Source organism: Marinobacter salinisoli, assembly GCF_017301335.1.
Taxonomy (GTDB): domain Bacteria; phylum Pseudomonadota; class Gammaproteobacteria; order Pseudomonadales; family Oleiphilaceae; genus Marinobacter; species Marinobacter salinisoli.
This window is the reverse complement of sequence record NZ_CP071247.1, coordinates 1,475,519-1,493,352: the sequence shown is the minus strand read 5'-3', so window position 1 is coordinate 1,493,352 and position 17,834 is coordinate 1,475,519. Positions and strand designations below refer to the sequence as shown.

14 protein-coding genes are annotated in these 17,834 nt (G+C 56.8%); 6 read left to right on the top strand and 8 right to left on the bottom strand.

What is annotated here, in order from left to right; all coding sequences use genetic code 11:
- Window positions 1-62: 62 nt before the first annotated feature.
- The 5 genes from pilQ to LPB19_RS06775 form a co-directional block, all read right to left on the bottom strand.
- Window positions 63-2,123 (bottom strand): type IV pilus secretin PilQ, encoded by a 2,061-nt coding sequence (gene pilQ, locus LPB19_RS06795; protein WP_206645317.1) that lies wholly within the window; start codon window positions 2,121-2,123, stop codon window positions 63-65.
- 65 nt (window positions 2,124-2,188) lie between these two features.
- Window positions 2,189-2,737, bottom strand: a complete 549-nt coding sequence (locus LPB19_RS06790) for a pilus assembly protein PilP (RefSeq protein WP_206645316.1) — start codon at window positions 2,735-2,737, stop codon at window positions 2,189-2,191.
- A gap of 2 nt (window positions 2,738-2,739) precedes the next feature.
- Entirely contained in the window at window positions 2,740-3,351 is a 612-nt protein-coding gene (locus LPB19_RS06785) for a type IV pilus inner membrane component PilO (protein ID WP_206645315.1), read from the bottom strand.
- Complete coding sequence (locus LPB19_RS06780) at window positions 3,351-3,914, bottom strand: PilN domain-containing protein (RefSeq protein WP_206645314.1); 564 nt, start codon at window positions 3,912-3,914, stop codon at window positions 3,351-3,353. The genes LPB19_RS06785 and LPB19_RS06780 overlap by 1 nt, the downstream gene beginning before the upstream one ends.
- Entirely contained in the window at window positions 3,914-4,978 is a 1,065-nt protein-coding gene (locus LPB19_RS06775) for a pilus assembly protein PilM (protein WP_206645313.1), read from the bottom strand. Before LPB19_RS06775 ends, LPB19_RS06780 begins: the two co-directional genes overlap by 1 nt.
- A gap of 194 nt (window positions 4,979-5,172) precedes the next feature.
- Between LPB19_RS06775 and LPB19_RS06770 the strand changes: the two genes are divergently transcribed.
- Complete coding sequence (locus tag LPB19_RS06770) at window positions 5,173-7,701, top strand: penicillin-binding protein 1A (protein ID WP_206645312.1); 2,529 nt, start codon at window positions 5,173-5,175, stop codon at window positions 7,699-7,701.
- Window positions 7,702-7,769: 68 nt separating this feature from the next.
- On the opposite strand, the gene LPB19_RS06765 is transcribed toward LPB19_RS06770, so the two are convergent.
- Both LPB19_RS06765 and rpmE read right to left on the bottom strand, forming a co-directional pair.
- Window positions 7,770-9,035, bottom strand: coding sequence for a malic enzyme-like NAD(P)-binding protein (locus LPB19_RS06765; protein WP_206645311.1), 1,266 nt, complete (start codon window positions 9,033-9,035; stop codon window positions 7,770-7,772).
- A gap of 222 nt (window positions 9,036-9,257) precedes the next feature.
- On the bottom strand, window positions 9,258-9,479 hold the full coding sequence (gene rpmE / locus LPB19_RS06760; protein WP_206645310.1) for a 50S ribosomal protein L31: 222 nt from the start codon (window positions 9,477-9,479) through the stop codon (window positions 9,258-9,260).
- Window positions 9,480-9,724: 245 nt separating this feature from the next.
- On the opposite strand from rpmE, the gene LPB19_RS06755 reads away from it, so the two are divergent.
- The 5 genes from LPB19_RS06755 to hslU all read left to right on the top strand — a co-directional run bounded on the left by LPB19_RS06755 (window position 9,725) and on the right by hslU (window position 16,449).
- A complete protein-coding gene (locus LPB19_RS06755; RefSeq protein ID WP_206645309.1) occupies window positions 9,725-11,905 on the top strand; it encodes a primosomal protein N' in 2,181 nt (726 codons plus the stop codon).
- A 182-nt stretch (window positions 11,906-12,087) separates the two neighbouring features.
- Window positions 12,088-13,773: an arginine--tRNA ligase gene (gene argS, locus LPB19_RS06750; protein ID WP_206645308.1), complete on the top strand. Its 1,686-nt coding sequence runs from the start codon at window positions 12,088-12,090 to the stop codon at window positions 13,771-13,773.
- Window positions 13,774-13,782: 9 nt separating this feature from the next.
- Complete coding sequence (locus LPB19_RS06745; protein WP_206645307.1) at window positions 13,783-14,433, top strand: SPOR domain-containing protein; 651 nt, start codon at window positions 13,783-13,785, stop codon at window positions 14,431-14,433.
- Window positions 14,434-14,577: 144 nt separating this feature from the next.
- Window positions 14,578-15,108, top strand: coding sequence for an ATP-dependent protease subunit HslV (hslV, locus tag LPB19_RS06740; protein WP_206645306.1), 531 nt, complete (start codon window positions 14,578-14,580; stop codon window positions 15,106-15,108).
- A gap of 12 nt (window positions 15,109-15,120) precedes the next feature.
- A complete protein-coding gene (gene hslU / locus LPB19_RS06735; RefSeq protein ID WP_206645305.1) occupies window positions 15,121-16,449 on the top strand; it encodes an ATP-dependent protease ATPase subunit HslU in 1,329 nt (442 codons plus the stop codon).
- Window positions 16,450-16,500: 51 nt separating this feature from the next.
- On the opposite strand, the gene LPB19_RS06730 is transcribed toward hslU, so the two are convergent.
- On the bottom strand, window positions 16,501-17,742 hold the full coding sequence (locus LPB19_RS06730; RefSeq protein ID WP_206645304.1) for a patatin-like phospholipase family protein: 1,242 nt from the start codon (window positions 17,740-17,742) through the stop codon (window positions 16,501-16,503).
- Window positions 17,743-17,834: the final 92 nt, after the last annotated feature.

Sequence of the window (17,834 nt, the reverse complement as noted above, 5' to 3'; positions counted from 1 at the left end):
CGCGGCCGTGCAGACACAAAAAAGCCGCCGGGGTTATGCGGCGGCTTCTGGATAACGAGCGATTACTGAATCAGGTCGCTCTTGATGATCTTCGGCGTGATGAAGATCAGCAACTCACTGCGCTCATCGATACGCTCGGTGCGCTTGAACAGGCGCCCCAGGTAAGGAATGTCGCCGAGGAACGGTGTCTTGGTGGTCTGGGTGGCCACCTCAGACTGGAAGATCCCGCCAAGCACCACAGTCTCGCCATTACCCACCAGTACCTGCGTGGTGACCTCGTTGGTGTTAATGGACGGGATCCCTGCGGTCACTTCGCCACGGGAGTCCTGGTTGACCACCAGGTCCATGATGATCTTGTCATCAGGTGTGATCTGCGGCGTCACTTCCAGGGACAGCACGGCTTCCTTGAACGATACCGATGTTGCACCGCTGGAAGACGCTTCCTGGTAAGGGATCTCTTCACCAGACTTGATAGAAGCGGTTTGACGGTCAGCAGTCACAACCCGCGGCTGGGAAACCACCTCAGCCTGGCCATCGCTTTCCAGCGCCGACAGCTCCAGATCCACCAGGAAGTCATCACTGCCCCAGCCGATGGCGAATGAGGAGGTGCCCTCACCGGTTACGCCCAGATCCACTGCCAAGGCACCGGGGAAGGTGATGGTGTTGCTGCCACCTGCGGCGGCCTGGCGAGCCTCTTCAACAGCACCCTGAGAACCACCCACAGAGAAGACATTGTCGCCGCTCACGTTGTAGGCAGCACCACCCCAGCGAATACCCAGGTCCTCAGCCACATTGGTTTGAGCGCGAACAATACGGGCTTCGATGGATACCTGACGCACCGGAACGTCCCAGGTGGACACCAGGCGACGAATTTCTTCCAGTTTTTCCGCCGTTTCCCGCACACTGATGGTGTTGGTACGGGCATCGGAGGATACAAAGCCACGGTCGGAAATCAGTTCCTGATCGGCCTCAATCAATGCAACCACTTCCGCGGCCTTGGCGTAGTTGACCTGGATAATCTCCAGTCGAACCGGCGCAAGCTCAGCAATCTGCTTGCTGGTTTCCAGCTCCAGCTTTTCCCGTGCAGCGATCTCATCTGCCGGTGCGACCAGAAGAACGTTACCAATCTGACGCTTGTCCAGCCCCTTGGTTTTCAGGATAAGATCCAGAGCCTGATCCCAGGGTACGTTTTGAAGGCGCAGAGTAATGCTTCCACCAACGGTGTCGCTGGCCACCAGGTTCAGGCCGGTGAAATCGGCGATCAACTGCAGAACGGAGCGAACCTCAATATCCTGGAAATTGAGCGACAGCTTATCTCCGGTGTACGGGAACTTCTCCTCGCGGCGGGCTTCCGCCTCCTCTTCGGTCAGTTTCTCGACACTGACCGTAAATTCACTGCCGGACTGGTAAGCAATATAGTCGTAGCTGCCTTCCGGACGAATCTCGACCACGGCGCTGCCGCCTTCCATGTAGGTATCAATGCGGTGAACAGGGGTGGCAAAATCAGTCACGTCCAAGCGGCGACGCAGGTTCTCAGGCACGGACACGCCCGACATGGTCAAGCGAATCTTGCCCGCCTGCTCGGCCAGATCAACCGAGGTGGATTCGCTGCCAAGATCCACAATCACACGGCCCTCGCCGTCTTTTCCGCGCCGGAAATCAACTCCGGCCAGCGTATCTGCCCGACGAGGCGCACTGGACACCGTTGCGGACGCAGACGTGGCTGCCACTGACGGGGAACCCGACTCGCCACCGATCGTCATCACCAGGGAGTTGCCGCTTCTTACGGTGTCGTAGGGGACCAGCTCCACCAGATTGAAAATCAGTCGAGTGCGATCCTTGGTCTCGACCACCGTCATACTCTGTGCGTTACCCGAGCCCAGAGCGATACTGCGACTATCCAGTCCGCTGGTTGTATCTTTCAGGTCAATGGCAATACGAGCAGGACGCTCGATGGTGTATCCGGTTGGCTCCGGTGGCTGGCCATCGAAGGCCAACGTTACCTCTAGCCGCTCTCCTGGCAGCGAAGAGAATGCCACGTCTTCCAGAGTGACCGCGTTAGCCAGGCTTGACAGCAACCCGAAAGTGATCACGCCGACGTATACATTGAGTTTTTTAAACATCGCTAGCCTCGACCCCAAACTTTTTTGTTCATGCGTTTTTCTTACATTTATCATTATGCCGCTCCCTAGCCTTCTTCTCCGTCCAGAGTCATGGAGCGCGGACGCTCTATCCATCCACCCTGGCCATTGGGAACGATCTCAATCAGCTCAACTCTGGCCTCATTAACACCAACAATTCGACCGTAGTTCTGCCCGATATAATTGCCGCTGCGAACCCGGTGGATGCCGCCTGCGTCATCTCGAATCAAAGCGAACAGCGAGCCAGCAGAGCCGCGGAGCGTTCCAACCATCGTCAGGGCCTTGAGGTCGAAGGTTTCCAGCACTTCTTTCGGCCTGTCCAGGTTCGGCTCAACCTGACTTTCCGGCTGCTGATCCACCATGGTCAACTGAATGTCGATTGGCGGCTCAAACGGCGCACGCCGATCCGCAGCCGAATAAGTGAATGCCTCGTAGGCCTTGAACTCGGGGAGTGGCTCAACATGTCCACGAGGCTTTGCCCGGGTATCCGCCATAAATTTATCAAGATCAGAGAAACCACTGCCTTGGGTGCATGCGGTCATCAAAGATGCCAGACACACTCCCAGCCAGGCTTTTCCTGCATGCTTTACCGCCATGCTCACTCTCCAGCCCGGTAGCGGTAAGTTCGCGCAACAACCTGCATATCAAGCTGCTCAGCCTCACCACTGATTGGTTTAATAGTTAAGTCGTGCAAAGTCACAATACGTGGAAGACTCGCCACGCTACTCACAAACGACGCCAGCTCATGATAGGAACCGGAGACCCGGATGTTGATTGGCAACTCCGCATAAAAATCACGCTGACGCTCTGGCTGTAGCTTTACTTCTTGCAGCTCCAAACCACTGCCAAGCGCGGTGTTGGTGATATCTTCCAAAAGACCAGGGACTTCAGTTTCTGAAGGCAGCTGCCGCACGAGAGCCCCAAAGGTTTCTTCCATTTCCGCCATTTGAGCCTTGAACACTTCAAGGTTGGCAACACGGAAAGCCTTCTGCTCGTATGCTTGGCGAAGCTCCTGTTCGGTTTGCTCTACTCGCTCTAATTGGGCGTACTTATCTTTGACAAAGAACCAGTAGCCACCGCCAAGGATGAGACCAAAGACGATCAGTGCAAATATTGCCTTGACTGGCGCAGGCCAGATACCGGCGTTGTTGAAGTCCAGATCCGAAAGATCCAGTTCATTGAGGCTTTTCATTGAGTCCGCGAGGCTCATTACTTTTCCTCCCCTTCGGGCTCGGGCGTTTTCTGCTGCACTGACAGGTTGAACTGGCTGTAGCCAGCGCGCTTATTGTCGGCGGCTAAGACGTTCGACAGATTTGGATTAGCGAACCAGCCGGACTGATCAAACTGCCGCATCAACGATGAAATACGACTGTTGGATTCGGCCATCCCGACGATCGAAACCGTGTCACCCGCTTTTTTGAGCTCGGTATAGAACAAGCCATCCGGCAACGTCCTGACCATCTCATCAAACACCCGCACAATCACAGGGCGCTTACCCTGAAGATCCTGAATCACTTTCATCCGGGCAAGAAGCTCATCACGTTTGCGCTTGAGCTCCTCAATTTCCTTGATCTGCTTGTCCAATTGCTTCATCGCCGTCTCAATGTACGCATTGCGCGACTGCTGATAAGCGATACGACTGTCCACATCAGACACCCAAAGGAAAGCCAGGCCCGCAGCAATGATGGCAGCGCCCAGAATCATGACCACGAACTGCTTCTGCATTTCTGCCCTGAGCTCTTCGCGCCAGGGCCGGAGGTTAATTCTTGCCATCAGTCAAAGCTCCTCATTGCCAAACCGCAGGCAATCATCAGTGATGGAGCATCGTTACTGAGGGTTGATGCATTGACCTTGGACCCTACCGCCATGTCCGCAAACGGATTTGCAACCAGCGTAGGCGTTGCCGTCTTCTCTTCGACCATCTCTGTTAGCCCCTGAATCGAGGCAGTACCACCTGCCAGAACCACATAGTCGACCGCATTGTATTGGCTGGCGCCGAAAAAGAACTGAAGCGCCCGGGCGACCTGCTGGACAACCGCATCCCTGAACGGGCTCAATACTTCAGCCTCATAATCATCCGGTAAGCCACCCTGCTTTTTCGCCAGACCCGCCTCTTCCTGCGACAACCCGTATCGACGCTGAATTTCCTCGGTCAGCTGCTTGCCACCGAAAATCTGCTCGCGGGTGTAAACTGTCCGCCCTCCGGCAAGGACACTGAGCGTTGTCATGGTTGCACCGATATCGACGATGGCAACCACCAGCTCTTCGCCCTGCGATTCGAGCTGGGACTCGAGCAGAGAGTAAGCGCGCTCCAGGGCGTAGGCTTCAACATCGACAACTTTCGTAGACAGCGCAGCAATCTCGAGCGCGTCTTCGCGAATATCGACGTTTTCCTTCCTGCAAGCAGCCAGAAGCACGTCAACTTGATCGGGGTTGGTTTCCGAGACGCCCTGAACTTCAAAGTCAATGGCAACTTCATCGAGGGGATAAGGAATGTATTGATCGGCCTCGAGGGCGATCTGATCTTCCATTTCGAACTCGTTAAGACCGACATCCATCTGAATGATCTTGGTGATAACGGCAGATCCCGACACGGCAACGGCAACCTGCTTCACCCCGGTACGTGACTTGGACGCCACTTTTTTCAGCGCTTCGCCAACGGCCTCAACGTCAGTGATGTTTTTTTCTACAACAGCGTTTGCCGGCAACGGCTCGACTGCGTAACTTTCGACCTTGAAACGGTCACCTTGCTTTGACAGTTCCAGAAGTTTGACTGAACTTGAACTGACATCCACGCCCAGTACTGCACTGGATTTACTTCCAAACAATCCGAACACGCGCTCACCTTAATACCTGGTCAGACAAACCCGGTGTCGTTATTTATGTGTTTTTTATTTAAGAGAATTTCTTCTGTTTTCCGTCTACAATGGCTTCTCTTTGAATGAGAAGCATTGCACCAGCGAAGGAAACCTTCTTAACCTAAAGCAATTTCTCAAATAATAGCCCTATATCCAACAGTTGTCAGAAAAAAATGTCACATTTGCTGCGTACATCTCGTGTTTTAGCCTGGTTGTTTTTCACCGGACTGAGTGTCGCCATCATCGTAACCTCAGGCTTTTATCTTTATCTTCGCCCGGGCCTTCCCGCCGTGGAGCAACTTCTGGATATCAAGTTGCAAACACCGCTTCGGGTCTACAGCGAAGACAGCAGATTAATAGCAGAATTCGGGGAAAAGAGAAGGGCACCTATCACAATCGAACAGATCCCAACAATTCAGTTACAAGCCTTTATGGCCGCGGAAGATGCGCGTTTTTACGAGCACTTCGGGGTCGACATTAAAGGCTTGGCGCGGGCTGCCATTGAACTGATCTCCACCGGATCCATCCAGTCCGGAGGCAGTACGATCACGATGCAGGTTGCAAAAAATTACTTTCTGTCACGTGACCGTACGTTTATTCGCAAGTTCAACGAGATACTTCTTGCACTTCAGATCGAGCGCGAGCTGACCAAAGACCAGATTCTGGAGCTGTACCTGAACAAGATCTATCTGGGCAATCGCGCCTACGGCATTGCTGCTGCCGCGCAGGTCTACTACGACAAACCCATCAACGAACTGTCCCTGCCACAGATGGCCATGCTCGCAGGCCTCCCTAAAGCACCATCTGCTTTCAACCCATTGGCCAATCCAGAACGCGCACTCATTCGCCGTAACTGGATCATCAGGCGCATGAAGGATTTGGGATACATCACCGAAGACGCCTCCGAACTGGCTACGAGCGCACCACTGACCGCCAGTTACAACGCCACCGACGTGGAAGTTGACGCCGATTATGTCGCGGAAATGGCTCGCTCGGAGCTGGTCCGCCGCTATGGCGAAGGCGCCTACACCGACGGTTATGTGGTAACCCTCACCGTCAACAGCAAAAACCAGCAAACAGCAACCGATGCGCTTCGCGCCGGCCTCGAAGCCTATGATCGGCGTCACGGCTTTCGCGGCCCAATCGGTCAAGTTGACGAAGACACCCTGAACGAACGCCCCGCCGAGGAACTGGTCGTCAACTACCCCTATGTCGCCTCTCTGATTCCGGCGCTGGTCACGGAAGTCAGCGACGACGACCTGCAGGTCAGGGTGCATGCGCGCGGACTGGGAGAGGCCATAATGCCCTTTGAAACCATGTCCTGGGCGCGGCGCTTTAAAACCGAGGACCTGCGCGGCCCGGCACTCGAGAAACCCTCGGACGCACTGGCACGCGGCGACGTCGTATACGTCCACCACCGCCAAGCCGAACCGGAAAATCGGGAAACCCCGACCCTGCCTTCCGTTTCACTGGCGCAAGTACCCCGGGTCGAAGGAGCGCTCATTTCCATCGATGCCCAAACCGGCGCCATCGAAGCCCTTGCGGGCGGATACAGCTTCCGTCAGAGCAAGTACAACCGCGCGACTCAGGCGAAACGGCAGCCAGGCTCCACGTTTAAGCCGTTCCTCTACCTGACCGCACTGGAAAACGGCATCACTCCGGCTTCCGTCTACAACGACGCGCCAATCGTCTTTGAAGACGACGAACTTGAGACCGCCTGGCGGCCACAAAACTCCTCCGGACAGTTCTATGGCCCCACCCGCCTAAGGGAAGCCCTGTACCGCTCGAGAAACATCGTATCCATCCGGTTGCTCAGGGACGTTGGCATCGAGAATACGCTGGACTATCTCAGACAATTGAAGATTCCGGCAGACAACATGCCGAACAACCTGTCTCTCTCTCTGGGCAGTGGGCAGCTATCCCCCATGGAGCTGGCTCGCGGTTTCGCAGTGATCGCCAATGGCGGCTTTGACGTCGCGCCCTACTTGATCGAACGCATCGAGGACGCTACCGGCAACATACTGTACGAAGCCCCCGAGACCGTACTGTGTGACGAAGCCTGCGCCGCGCGAAACATTGAGACCGACGCCATTGAGGAACCGAGCACTGAGGTCGCAAACACCAACGGGGAAGAAGAAACCCCGGGCGATACCGAAAATGCGGCCTCCGATCTCGTGGACACCGAGCATAACAACGAAGACGTCCGCTACATGCAGCGCCTGGCCGACGAACGGTCCGTGTATATCCTGCATTCAATGATGCAGGACGTCGTCCGCCTGGGCACCGGACGTCGCGCCCTGGCCCTGGGCCGCACCGACATTGCCGGAAAAACCGGAACCACCAACGAACAGAAGGACACCTGGTTCGGCGGCTTCAACCACCAGATTGCCACGACGGCCTGGGTTGGATTTGACCAGCCCGCTCCTCTTGGGCGAAGGGAGTTTGGCGCGAGCACTGCCCTGCCCATCTGGATTGACTACATGAAAGTTGCGCTTGCAGGCATGCCTCCTCAGACCATGCCCCGCCCCAACGGGATCGTGAACATTCGAATCAATCCCGAAACCGGAAAGCGGGCACGCCCGGGTGAAGAGGGCGTCTTTGAACTGTTCCGCGAAGAGGACGCCCCTGCCCCGATTGCCGCCGAAGACGAATCATCCGGCGGAAGTGGCGATGGCGAAGGCCTGTCTCGACAGATCTTCTGACCGACCGCAAAGCGCGCATAAAAAAACCGGCGGAATCTCCGCCGGTTTTTTTATGCCTCGAACAACCGTTAGATAATGTCGTCCATGGACTTGAGAGGATAGTGAGCAGGGTACGGATGACGCGCCACTCCGGAATCTACCGCAGCTCGGGCGACGGCCGCTGGCACAACCTCAAGCAAACGAATATCCATCGGCTTCGGAATAATATATTCCTTGCCAAATTCAAAGCTGTCGACCCCGTAGGCCTCACAGATTTCCTGAGGCACCGGCTCTTTTGCCAGTTCCCGAATGGCGTGAACCGCAGCAACCTTCATCTCTTCGTTAATGGCAGTGGCACGAACGTCCAAAGCACCGCGGAAGATGAAGGGGAAACCAAGCACGTTGTTGACCTGGTTCGGGTAATCCGAACGGCCAGTCGCCATGATCAGATCATCGCGAGCAGCGAGCGCCACTTCCGGACTAATCTCTGGATCCGGATTCGAGCAGGCAAACACGATCGGGTTTGGCGCCATTTTCTTGAGCTGGTCAGCCGTCAAAAGATCCGGACCGGACAAGCCAAGGAAAACATCAGCACCATCGATAGCATCGTCCAAAGTGCGCTTGTCCGTCTCGTTCGCGAACATCGCCTTGTACTGGTTCAGGTCGTCACGACCGGAGTGGATGACACCCTTTCGGTCGAGCATGAAAATGTTTTCAGAACGGACACCGCAGCTGATCAACAATTTCATACATGCAATCGCAGCGGCACCCGCACCCAGACACACAACCCTGGCCTCATCGATCTTTTTGCCCTGCAACTCAAGGGCATTGATCATGCCTGCCGCAGTCACGATAGCCGTTCCGTGCTGATCGTCGTGGAAGATAGGCACGCTACACTTTTCGATCAAGGCGCGCTCGATTTCAAAGCACTCTGGTGCCTTGATATCTTCCAGGTTAATACCGCCAAAGGTATCAGCGATACGCTCAACGGTTTCGATAAACGCCTGAGGGCTTTCGGAATCAACCTCAATATCGAACACGTCGATTCCAGCAAAGCGCTTGAACAGTACGCCCTTGCCTTCCATGACTGGCTTGCTTGCCAGCGGACCCAGGTTACCCAGACCAAGAATCGCGGAGCCATCAGAGATTACAGCCACCAGGTTACCTTTGGCGGTGTATTTATAAGCGTTCTCCGGGTCTTTTGCGATCTCGCGGACCGGCTCGGCAACCCCGGGGCTATACGCCAACGACAGATCACGGGACGTCTTGGTTGGCTTGGTGATTTCAACACTCAGCTTACCAGCCCGCGGCTTGGCGTGATATTCAAGGGCTGCTTCTTTCAGATCTTGAGACATTGCCACTGTTCCGTTTGTCACGTTTAATAGAGTAATTAGCCGCAGGGACTCCACCCTCCGGAGCGCGCCATTATGGCGCGCCATCCCAGAAACAACAAGCCTAGAAAAATCGTTTTGTGACCCGTCAATAGTCAAAACTGCGTACCCGGCAGTAGCGGCTCATTGGTGGCCAGACACAAAAAAAGCGCCCCGAGGGCGCTTTTTTTGTTAGCTTTCAAGCGATCAGGCTTTTTTGCCGCCAATACGACCGCCAAAACGCTTCTGGAACCGATCAATACGACCACCGGTGTCCATAACCTTCTGCTTACCAGTGTAGAATGGGTGGCACTGGGAGCAAACGTCCAACTGAAGGTCTTGACCAACAGTAGACCGAGTCTTGATTACATTACCGCAGGAACAGGTCGCAGTAATGTCTGCATACTTGGGGTGAATACCTTCTTTCATGGCGAACCTCTTTCGGTCATGCCGCTACCAGATCGAGACCTTCGAACAAAAGGCCAGAGCGTCGGGCACCGCATGTTTGAACGAAATAAAAAGACGGGGCAAAATCATGCCCTGCCGGAACAGACCGCGCATCTTACTTGCAAACACCCCGCCAGGCAAGCAGCGCGGGGCACCCAGACGTGGTTTTGCGCACCACACGGCAGTTCACAAGTGTACGCACATACCACAACTCACGGGAAGATCGAGTGTCATCCACCGCACGCATTGCCCTGAACCGACCACTTCGCCGGCTATTCGATTACGAAATACCGAGAGAACTGACCCTATCGCCGGGCCAGAGAGTCCATGTTCCTTTCGGGCACCAGAAGATTACCGGTCTTGTGGTTGACACCGGTGTCGAACCACCCGCCGGCATTAAAATAAAGCCGGTGGTGTCAGCCCTTGAATCCTGGCCAGCATTGCCCCGGGAAACCTTTCAACTGCTCAACTGGGCAAGCGACTATTACCAGCATCCTTTGGGGGAGTGCCTGTTCACCGCCTTACCCCCGGCCCTGAGACGAGGCCAACCGGCGCAAGAAAAGCCCCAGACCTGGTGGCAGGCCAAGCCCTCAAGCACCCCTCTGCCGGCTAACGCCCACAAGCAAAAGGCATTACTCCACTTTCTACAAGAACACCCTAAAGGACTTCCCGCCAGCACCATCACCACAGCAGGATTTAGCCAACAGCAGCTCAGAAGTCTGCACATTAAAGGGCTGGCAGAGCCGAGCCAGCGTCAGACAGAGGCAAAGACAGGATCGGCAGGATCCGAGGAATTGAGTCCGGCCACACTCAAACTGTCGCCGGCTCAGCAAACCGTGGCCGAACAGCTTGCGCCCCCGAAAGCGGGATTCAGTGCCAGCCTTCTGTTCGGCATCACCGGAAGCGGAAAGACTGAAGTTTATCTGGATTACCTGAAAAACCACCTCCAAGCAGACCAACAAGCGCTGGTCTTGGTGCCTGAGATTAACCTTACGCCGCAAACCGTGGCCCGCTTCCGGCGGTACTTTGGCGATCGCATCGTGGTATGGCACTCGGCACTGAATGACAGTGAGCGTTTGACCACCTGGCTAAAAATCAGAAACGGGCACCCCGTTATACTGATCGGCACCCGCTCAGCTGTGCTGCTTCCTTTTACCGACCTCAAAACCATCATCGTTGACGAGGAGCACGACAGTTCCTACAAACAGGGCGAAGGTTTTCGGTATTCAGCGCGGGACGTGGCGGTTTACCGGGCACACCTGAACCAGTGCCCGGTAATTCTGGGCTCTGCGACGCCCTCGCTGGAGTCGCTGAACAATGCAAAGCAGGAAAAATACAAGCTGATTCGCCTGGAAGAAAGGGCCGGGGACGCCAAGCCGCCCGCCATAAGCCTGCTGGATATCCGCAGTCGCCCGCTTGAAGGTGGCCTGTCCCGGCCCGCGCTGAACGCGATACGACAGACACTTGAAAAAGGCGAACAGGCACTGGTATTCGTCAATCGCCGCGGTTTTGCCCCTGTGATGATGTGCTTTGACTGCGGTCACACCATCGAATGCCCTCGCTGCGACACACGCCTGACCTACCATCGCCGCGATCGCGCCATGCGCTGCCACCATTGCGACTACCAAACTGCCGCCTCGGACCTGTGTCCAGAGTGCCAAAGCGATGCCTTCAAGCCCGTGGGACAGGGCACCGAGCGCGCCGAGGACGTGCTCAAAGAAGCCTTCCCCGACACCCCAATCGTTCGCGTCGATCGAGACAGCACCCAGCGAAAAGGCAGCATCCAGAGCATTCTGAAGCAGGTAAACGCCGGCGAGCCCTGTGTGCTGGTGGGCACCCAGATGCTGGCCAAAGGCCACGACTTCCCGAACGTAACCCTCGTTCTGGTGGTAAACGCTGACGGAGGACTCTTCAGCGTGGATTTCCGAGCGCCAGAGCAGCTGATCCAGACCCTGCTACAGGTGAGCGGGCGAGCCGGCCGAGGCGAGAAAGCCGGGACTGTGCTGATACAAACTTGCCACAGCGACCACCCTCTCCTCAAAGGACTGTGCCGGGGAAACTATCTGCACATCGCAGACCAGCTTCTCGCGGAACGGGAATCCGGCCAACTGCCGCCGTTTCGGGCCATGGCTATCCTGCGCGCGGAGAACAGTACCATGGAGCAAAGCCTGAAACTCCTCGACACCATCAAACCCATGGCGCAGCAGCCAGGCATCGAGACCTGGGGGCCGCTGCCAGCACTGATCGCACGTCGTGCAGACCGCCACCGGGCGCAACTGATTATCAACGCCGGAAATCGTAAGTTGCTAAACCACCTGCTCAGGCAAATGTGCTACGAGCTGGAGCAAACCACCCCTCGCAACCACACCCGCTGGATGATTGATGTGGACCCACTGGAAACCGGCTAAGTAAGGTTGGCAAGCGCCAGGTCAACTTGGCCGGAGGAGCACGCCGGCCGGTTTGCGCGTCCACCTGCTGCTTTCCACTATTTGAGTCGCCCCGCCCTTTCCGCGATAATGCCCCCTTAATTTCGACACTGGCCATTCGGCCCCGTTTTCCACCTTTCCAGCCAACCGAGTCATCTGACAGCATGAAAGAGACCGTTTCCGATCTGCTCCAGTCCGCACTGGCCGCGCTTCAGTCTGAAGGCACACTGCCTGCAGACCAGACCTTCACACCGCAAGTAGGCTACACCAAGGACAAATCCCACGGTGACTATGCCTGCAACATTGCACTGGTCGCCGCCAAAGCTGCAGGCTGTCCGCCGCGAAAACTGGCCGAGGAACTGGTGGCCCGACTGCCGGAGAGCACAGCGGTTGAGAAAGTGGAGATTGCCGGCCCGGGCTTTATCAACTTCTTCATGAGCACCGCCAGTGCCTTCGAGATTGTCGAAACAATCCTTGATCAAGCGGAGCAATTCGGTCGAAACGACTCCGGCAAGCGCGAAAAGGTTCAGGTGGAATTCGTATCTGCCAACCCGACCGGCCCGCTGCACGTGGGCCATGGCCGTGGCGCCGCCATCGGTGACTGCCTGTGCCGGCTACTTGAAGCCAACGGCTACGACGTTACCCGCGAGTTTTACTACAATGACGCGGGCGCGCAGATCAACAACCTCGCGCTGTCTGTCCAGGCCCGTGTAAAAGGCCTGAGCCCCGAGCACGAAAGCTGGCCGGCCGACGGCTACCGTGGCGATTACATCATTGATGTTGCCAATTCTTACCTGGCCGGCGAGAAAATCGATGCCGACGACCGTCATGTCATCGGTAAGGCCGATCCGGATGACCTGGACGCCATTCGCGAATTCGCTGTCGCCTACCTGCGCCGTGAACAGGATCTCGACCTGAAAGCTTTTGATGTTCACTTCGATGTGTATTTCCTGGAGTCTTCGCTGTACAAGGATGGCAAAGTGGAAGCCACGGTGAAGCGGCTGCAGGAGAATGGCTACACCTACGAAAGTGAAGGCGCGACCTGGTTGAAAACCACCGAGTTTGGCGACGACAAAGACCGCGTAATGCGCAAAAAGGACGGCGGTTATACCTACTTCCTTCCCGATGTTGCCTATCATCTCGACAAGTGGCAGCGCGGCTTCACCACCGTCATCAACGAACAGGGTGCCGATCACCACTCCACGGTGACGCGTGTTCGTGCAGGCCTGCAGGCCCTGAAGGCCGACATCCCGCAGGGATGGCCGGACTACGTGCTGCATCAGATGGTGATGGTGACCCGCTCCGGCCAGGAAGTGAAGATTTCCAAGCGCGCCGGTAGCTATGTCACCGTGCGCGACCTGATTGATGAAGTCGGCCGCGATGCCACACGCTTTTTCCTGGCGGCGCGGCGCGTGGATTCCCAGTTGACCTTCGACATCGACCTGGCCCGCTCTCAGACTAATGAAAACCCGGTCTACTACATCCAGTACGCCCATGCGCGGATCTGCAGCGTTCTGCGCAAGCTGGCAGACGAGGGGGTTGAGCGAGGACGCAACGAATGTGCTGGGGAGCTCTCACTGCTGACGCTGGACGAAGAGAAGGAACTCGCCAACCAGCTGGCCAAGTTCCCGGAACTGATTGCCAACTCGGCCGCTCAGCGCGAACCGCATCATCTGACACACTACCTGCGTGACCTGGCCGGCCAATTCCATACTTACTACAACGCCCACAAGGTGCTTGTGGAGGACTCGGCGATCCGGGATGCGCGTGTTAGTCTGTACCTGGCCATTCGCCAAGTCATTGCGAATGGTCTTGACCTGATTGGCGTAAGCGCACCAGAAGAGATGTAACTCATTGCCATGGCAAAAGACTATGCCAAGAAGTACCGGACGGCATCGCCTTCAGCAACGCCTCAACCCAAGAAAAAATCCGACCAGCCCTCGCGCCGTGCCAAGAAACAGCCGAGGGCCGCTGCGCCAGCCAAAACCCAGAAAGGGAGATTGTCAGTGAAGTGGGTTCTTTCCCTAGCCGCCGTTGGCGGGTTCATCGGGTTTATTGTCTACCTGAATTCCATCCCGTCTTCGCAGCCGGATAATCGCGGCACTCAACAGGTACAGCAACCAGCCACCAAGGCTGTCACTGCACCAAGGACCACGGCAAAAGCGGAAGACGAGAAGCCCGGCTTCCGCTTCTACGAAATGCTGCCAGAGTCTGAAGTGGTGCCGCCCAAGGTGGAAGAGTACACACCGGGGCCGGCCAAACAGGACTTCGATTACCTGGTTCAGTCGGGCTCCTTCCGCAGCAAGACGGACGCCGAACGCCAGCGCGCGCAGATTGCCTTCCAGGGCCTGCGCGCTCAGGTTCAACGTATTGACCTGGACAACGGCTCCATCTGGTACCGGGTGAATGTAGGCCCCTTCAGCTCTCGCAGCCAGATGAATTCGGCCATCGACAAGCTGGTATCCATCAACATCGAGCCGCTGGTGCGCAAGATCCCGAAAAAAGGCTGATTCCGGGCCGCCACGGAAGGCGGCAGGCCCCTCACTCGCCAGGGTGCTGCCACGCTGGCAACCCTGCTGAGCACCCACTTGAATTCTCCCCTCCCGCCTCCATAGTGCCTTGATACCGATTTTAATCAGGCAATTGGAGCCAAAATGACTACGATACTTTCGGTCCGGCGTGATGACGAAGTTGCCATGGGAGGCGACGGCCAGGTTTCGCTGGGCAATACCGTCATGAAGGGAAACGCCCGCAAGGTCCGCCGTCTCTATAATGGCCAGGTACTTGCCGGCTTCGCCGGAGGCACCGCCGATGCGTTTACCCTGTTTGAACGATTCGAGGCCCAGCTGGAGAAGCATCAGGGCAACCTGACACGCGCTGCGGTCGAGCTGGCGAAAGACTGGCGTACGGACCGGGCACTCAGGCGCCTTGAGGCCCTCCTCGCCGTCGCCGACAAAACGGCATCGCTGATCATCACCGGCAATGGCGATGTTATTGAGCCCGAGCAGGGCCTGATTGCTATTGGCTCAGGCGGCCCATACGCCCAGGCATCCGCGCGGGCACTGCTGGAAAACACCGATTTGCCGGCCCACGAGGTAGTCGAGAAGGGCCTAAACATTGCGGCGGATATCTGTGTTTACACCAACCACAATCGCACCCTCGAAGTGCTGCCCACTAACGACTGATCCGGAGCGACCATGGCTGGAATGACCCCCCGCGAAATTGTCCACGAGCTCAACAAACACATCGTCGGCCAGGAAGAAGCCAAACGGGCGGTAGCCATCGCGCTGCGCAACCGCTGGCGTCGAATGCAGCTGGACAGCACCCTGCGAGACGAAATCACCCCCAAGAATATCCTGATGATCGGCCCCACCGGCGTGGGTAAAACCGAAATCGCCCGCCGGTTGGCCAAGCTGGCCGACGCCCCGTTCCTGAAAGTCGAGGCCACCAAGTTCACCGAAGTGGGTTACGTTGGCCGGGATGTGGAATCCATCATCCGGGACCTGGCGGATGCGGCCATCAAAATGCTGCGTGAGCAGGAAATGAAACGCCACGAGCATCGCGCTCTGGATGCCGCTGAAGAGCGGATTCTGGATGCCCTGCTGCCGCCGGCGCGCGATTTCAAGGAAGACAGCCAGAAGCCGGCAGACTCCGCCACCCGGCAGATGTTCAGAAAGAAACTCCGTGAAGGTGAGCTGGACGACAAGGAAATTGAAATTGACCTGAGCGCCAGTTCCGCCGGGGTGGAAATCATGGCACCGCCGGGCATGGAGGAAATGACCAGCCAGCTGCAAAGCATGTTCTCGAACCTGTCTTCCGACAAGCGGAAAACCCGCAAAATGAAAGTGGCGGACGCCATGCGTCGGGTAAAGGACGAAGAAGCCGCCAAGCTGGTCAACGAGGAAGAAATCAAACAGAAAGCCATTCAAGTCGTCGAGCAAAATGGCATCGTCTTTATCGACGAGATCGACAAGGTGGCCAAGCGTTCGGAAAACACCTCCTCTGATGTCTCCCGGGAAGGGGTTCAGCGAGACCTGCTCCCTCTCATTGAAGGCAGCACCGTGAGCACCAAGTATGGCTCCGTCCGCACGGACCATATCCTGTTCATCGCCTCAGGCGCCTTCCACCTGTCGAAGCCCTCAGACCTGATCCCGGAACTGCAGGGTCGGCTGCCAATTCGGGTCGAACTCCAGGCGCTCACGCCGGATGACTTCAAGCGGATCCTGACCGAGCCTGACGCCTCGCTGGTCGAGCAGTATGAGGCGCTTATTGGCACGGAAGGCGTCAAGCTGAGCTTCAGTGATGATGCCATTGCCCGAATTGCCGAGGTGGCCTGTAAGGTCAACGAAACCACTGAGAACATCGGCGCACGTCGTCTGCACACCGTGCTCGAACGGTTGCTGGAAGGCCTCTCATACGATGCCGGCGACAAGGTCACGGATGGTTTTGAAGTAACGGCTGCCTATGTTGACGAGCAACTGGGAGAACTGGCTGAAGACGAGGATTTAAGCCGGTATATCCTGTAAGAAAAGATGAGCACCGGGGTGCGGGTCAGTGCCGGCCCCGGTTTATCTGTGCTACTGAGCCTTGCTGAACAGCTGGCTCACATTCTCCAGACTGGACACCAGCCTGCCTTTCTCGGCCTTTTTCTTTCTTCCTTTGGCGACGTACAGCGGCAGCATTTCACCATACAGACTGGTACTGATGGTCCGCTGCTCGTCTTCCAGCCGGTCCCGGCGCAGCGTAATGCCATAACTGGCCAGTTTTGGCTCCAGCTCGTCCGCCCGGTTGAGCAGATCGCGACGAGTCATCTGGTAGGCGTGCTCGCACACCATCCTGCGGGACTGGAAGCTGAACACGTTGGAGAAAAAGAGCTTGGCGTCGTCCCGGGTCGGCTCGAACAGCAGAATGTCTTTGTCCGGATAATCACGGGCGTATTGGGCAATGCCCGACTGCATCCGTGAATACACCATGGTTCGAAACATCTGGGATAGCAGGTTGGGCATGCCAGATCGTGTCAGTTCTCCTGGCTTCATGGAGCCCGCTCGCACCGCGGCACTGGCATCGATCGGGACCTGGGGATTGACGGCAAACACCAGATCCGCGCCATCTTCAAAAGCCACCGACGCGTGCAACCCCTTGCGCAACGTTCCGTCCACATAATACCGGCCATCAATATCGACCGGTACGTACAGCCCGGGCGAGGCCGTGCTGGCCTGAATAGCCTTAGATATCGGCACATGATCAAAGCCCGGAGCGCCGAAACACACGGCATCGGTGCTCTCCACGTCTGCGGCGACGATATACAGGCTACGCTTGAGCTCGCGAAAATCGTTGGTCCGCCCCAGCATGGTGAACGCCCGCTTCAGGTAATCGTGCAAGCCCTCGTTATCGAACAGCCCGGATGGTGCCGCCTGAGCCAGGATGGTCATGGCTTCCAGCAGGCTTTGATCATAGGGGTTATTGATAAAGCGCTGAACCGCTGTCGATACCAGGCCGGGCACGGCGAGAAGCCGCCGCCCTATTTCCCGGAGCGCGGGTCGGTAAAAGACTTCCGGGTGAAACGGATGCACTTCAGCCTCGTTACGAACAAAAATCCGGCACAGCTGAGCGGTTGTCATCTGATTGGCAAGGTTGGCCGCCACAAAGGAGCCCGCGTTCACCCCCACATAGACGTCGATGTTGTTGAAGTCGAGCCCGTCCATGGCTTCATCCAGCGCGCGCAGGGCCCCGATCTCGTAGATACCGCCCAGCGGGCCGCCACCACCAAGGGCGAGCCCGACACGGGGAGCTGTTTTCAGATCGGTTGGCGCTGTCATGATCTATCCTATTCCGATTGGCAAAACGGGGAAGGGTCTTCGAGAGCCCAAGCCTTTTCCAAACTATCAGCAGGATTTAGAGTTCTCACCCT

Bases quoted from the DNA above. Each gene is read 5' to 3' on its own strand.
- pilQ (WP_206645317.1), bottom strand. From the start codon at position 2,123: ATGTTTAAAAAACTCAATGTATACGTCGGCGTGATCACTTTCGGGTTG.
- LPB19_RS06790 (WP_206645316.1), bottom strand. From the start codon at position 2,737: ATGGCGGTAAAGCATGCAGGAAAAGCCTGGCTGGGAGTGTGTCTGGCA.
- LPB19_RS06785 (WP_206645315.1), bottom strand. From the start codon at position 3,351: ATGAGCCTCGCGGACTCAATGAAAAGCCTCAATGAACTGGATCTTTCG.
- LPB19_RS06780 (WP_206645314.1), bottom strand. From the start codon at position 3,914: ATGGCAAGAATTAACCTCCGGCCCTGGCGCGAAGAGCTCAGGGCAGAA.
- LPB19_RS06770 (WP_206645312.1), top strand. From the start codon at position 5,173: ATGTCACATTTGCTGCGTACATCTCGTGTTTTAGCCTGGTTGTTTTTC.
- LPB19_RS06765 (WP_206645311.1), bottom strand. From the start codon at position 9,035: ATGTCTCAAGATCTGAAAGAAGCAGCCCTTGAATATCACGCCAAGCCG.
- rpmE (WP_206645310.1), bottom strand. From the start codon at position 9,479: ATGAAAGAAGGTATTCACCCCAAGTATGCAGACATTACTGCGACCTGT.
- argS (WP_206645308.1), top strand. From the start codon at position 12,088: ATGAAAGAGACCGTTTCCGATCTGCTCCAGTCCGCACTGGCCGCGCTT.
- LPB19_RS06745 (WP_206645307.1), top strand. From the start codon at position 13,783: ATGGCAAAAGACTATGCCAAGAAGTACCGGACGGCATCGCCTTCAGCA.
- hslV (WP_206645306.1), top strand. From the start codon at position 14,578: ATGACTACGATACTTTCGGTCCGGCGTGATGACGAAGTTGCCATGGGA.
- hslU (WP_206645305.1), top strand. From the start codon at position 15,121: ATGGCTGGAATGACCCCCCGCGAAATTGTCCACGAGCTCAACAAACAC.
- LPB19_RS06730 (WP_206645304.1), bottom strand. From the start codon at position 17,742: ATGACAGCGCCAACCGATCTGAAAACAGCTCCCCGTGTCGGGCTCGCC.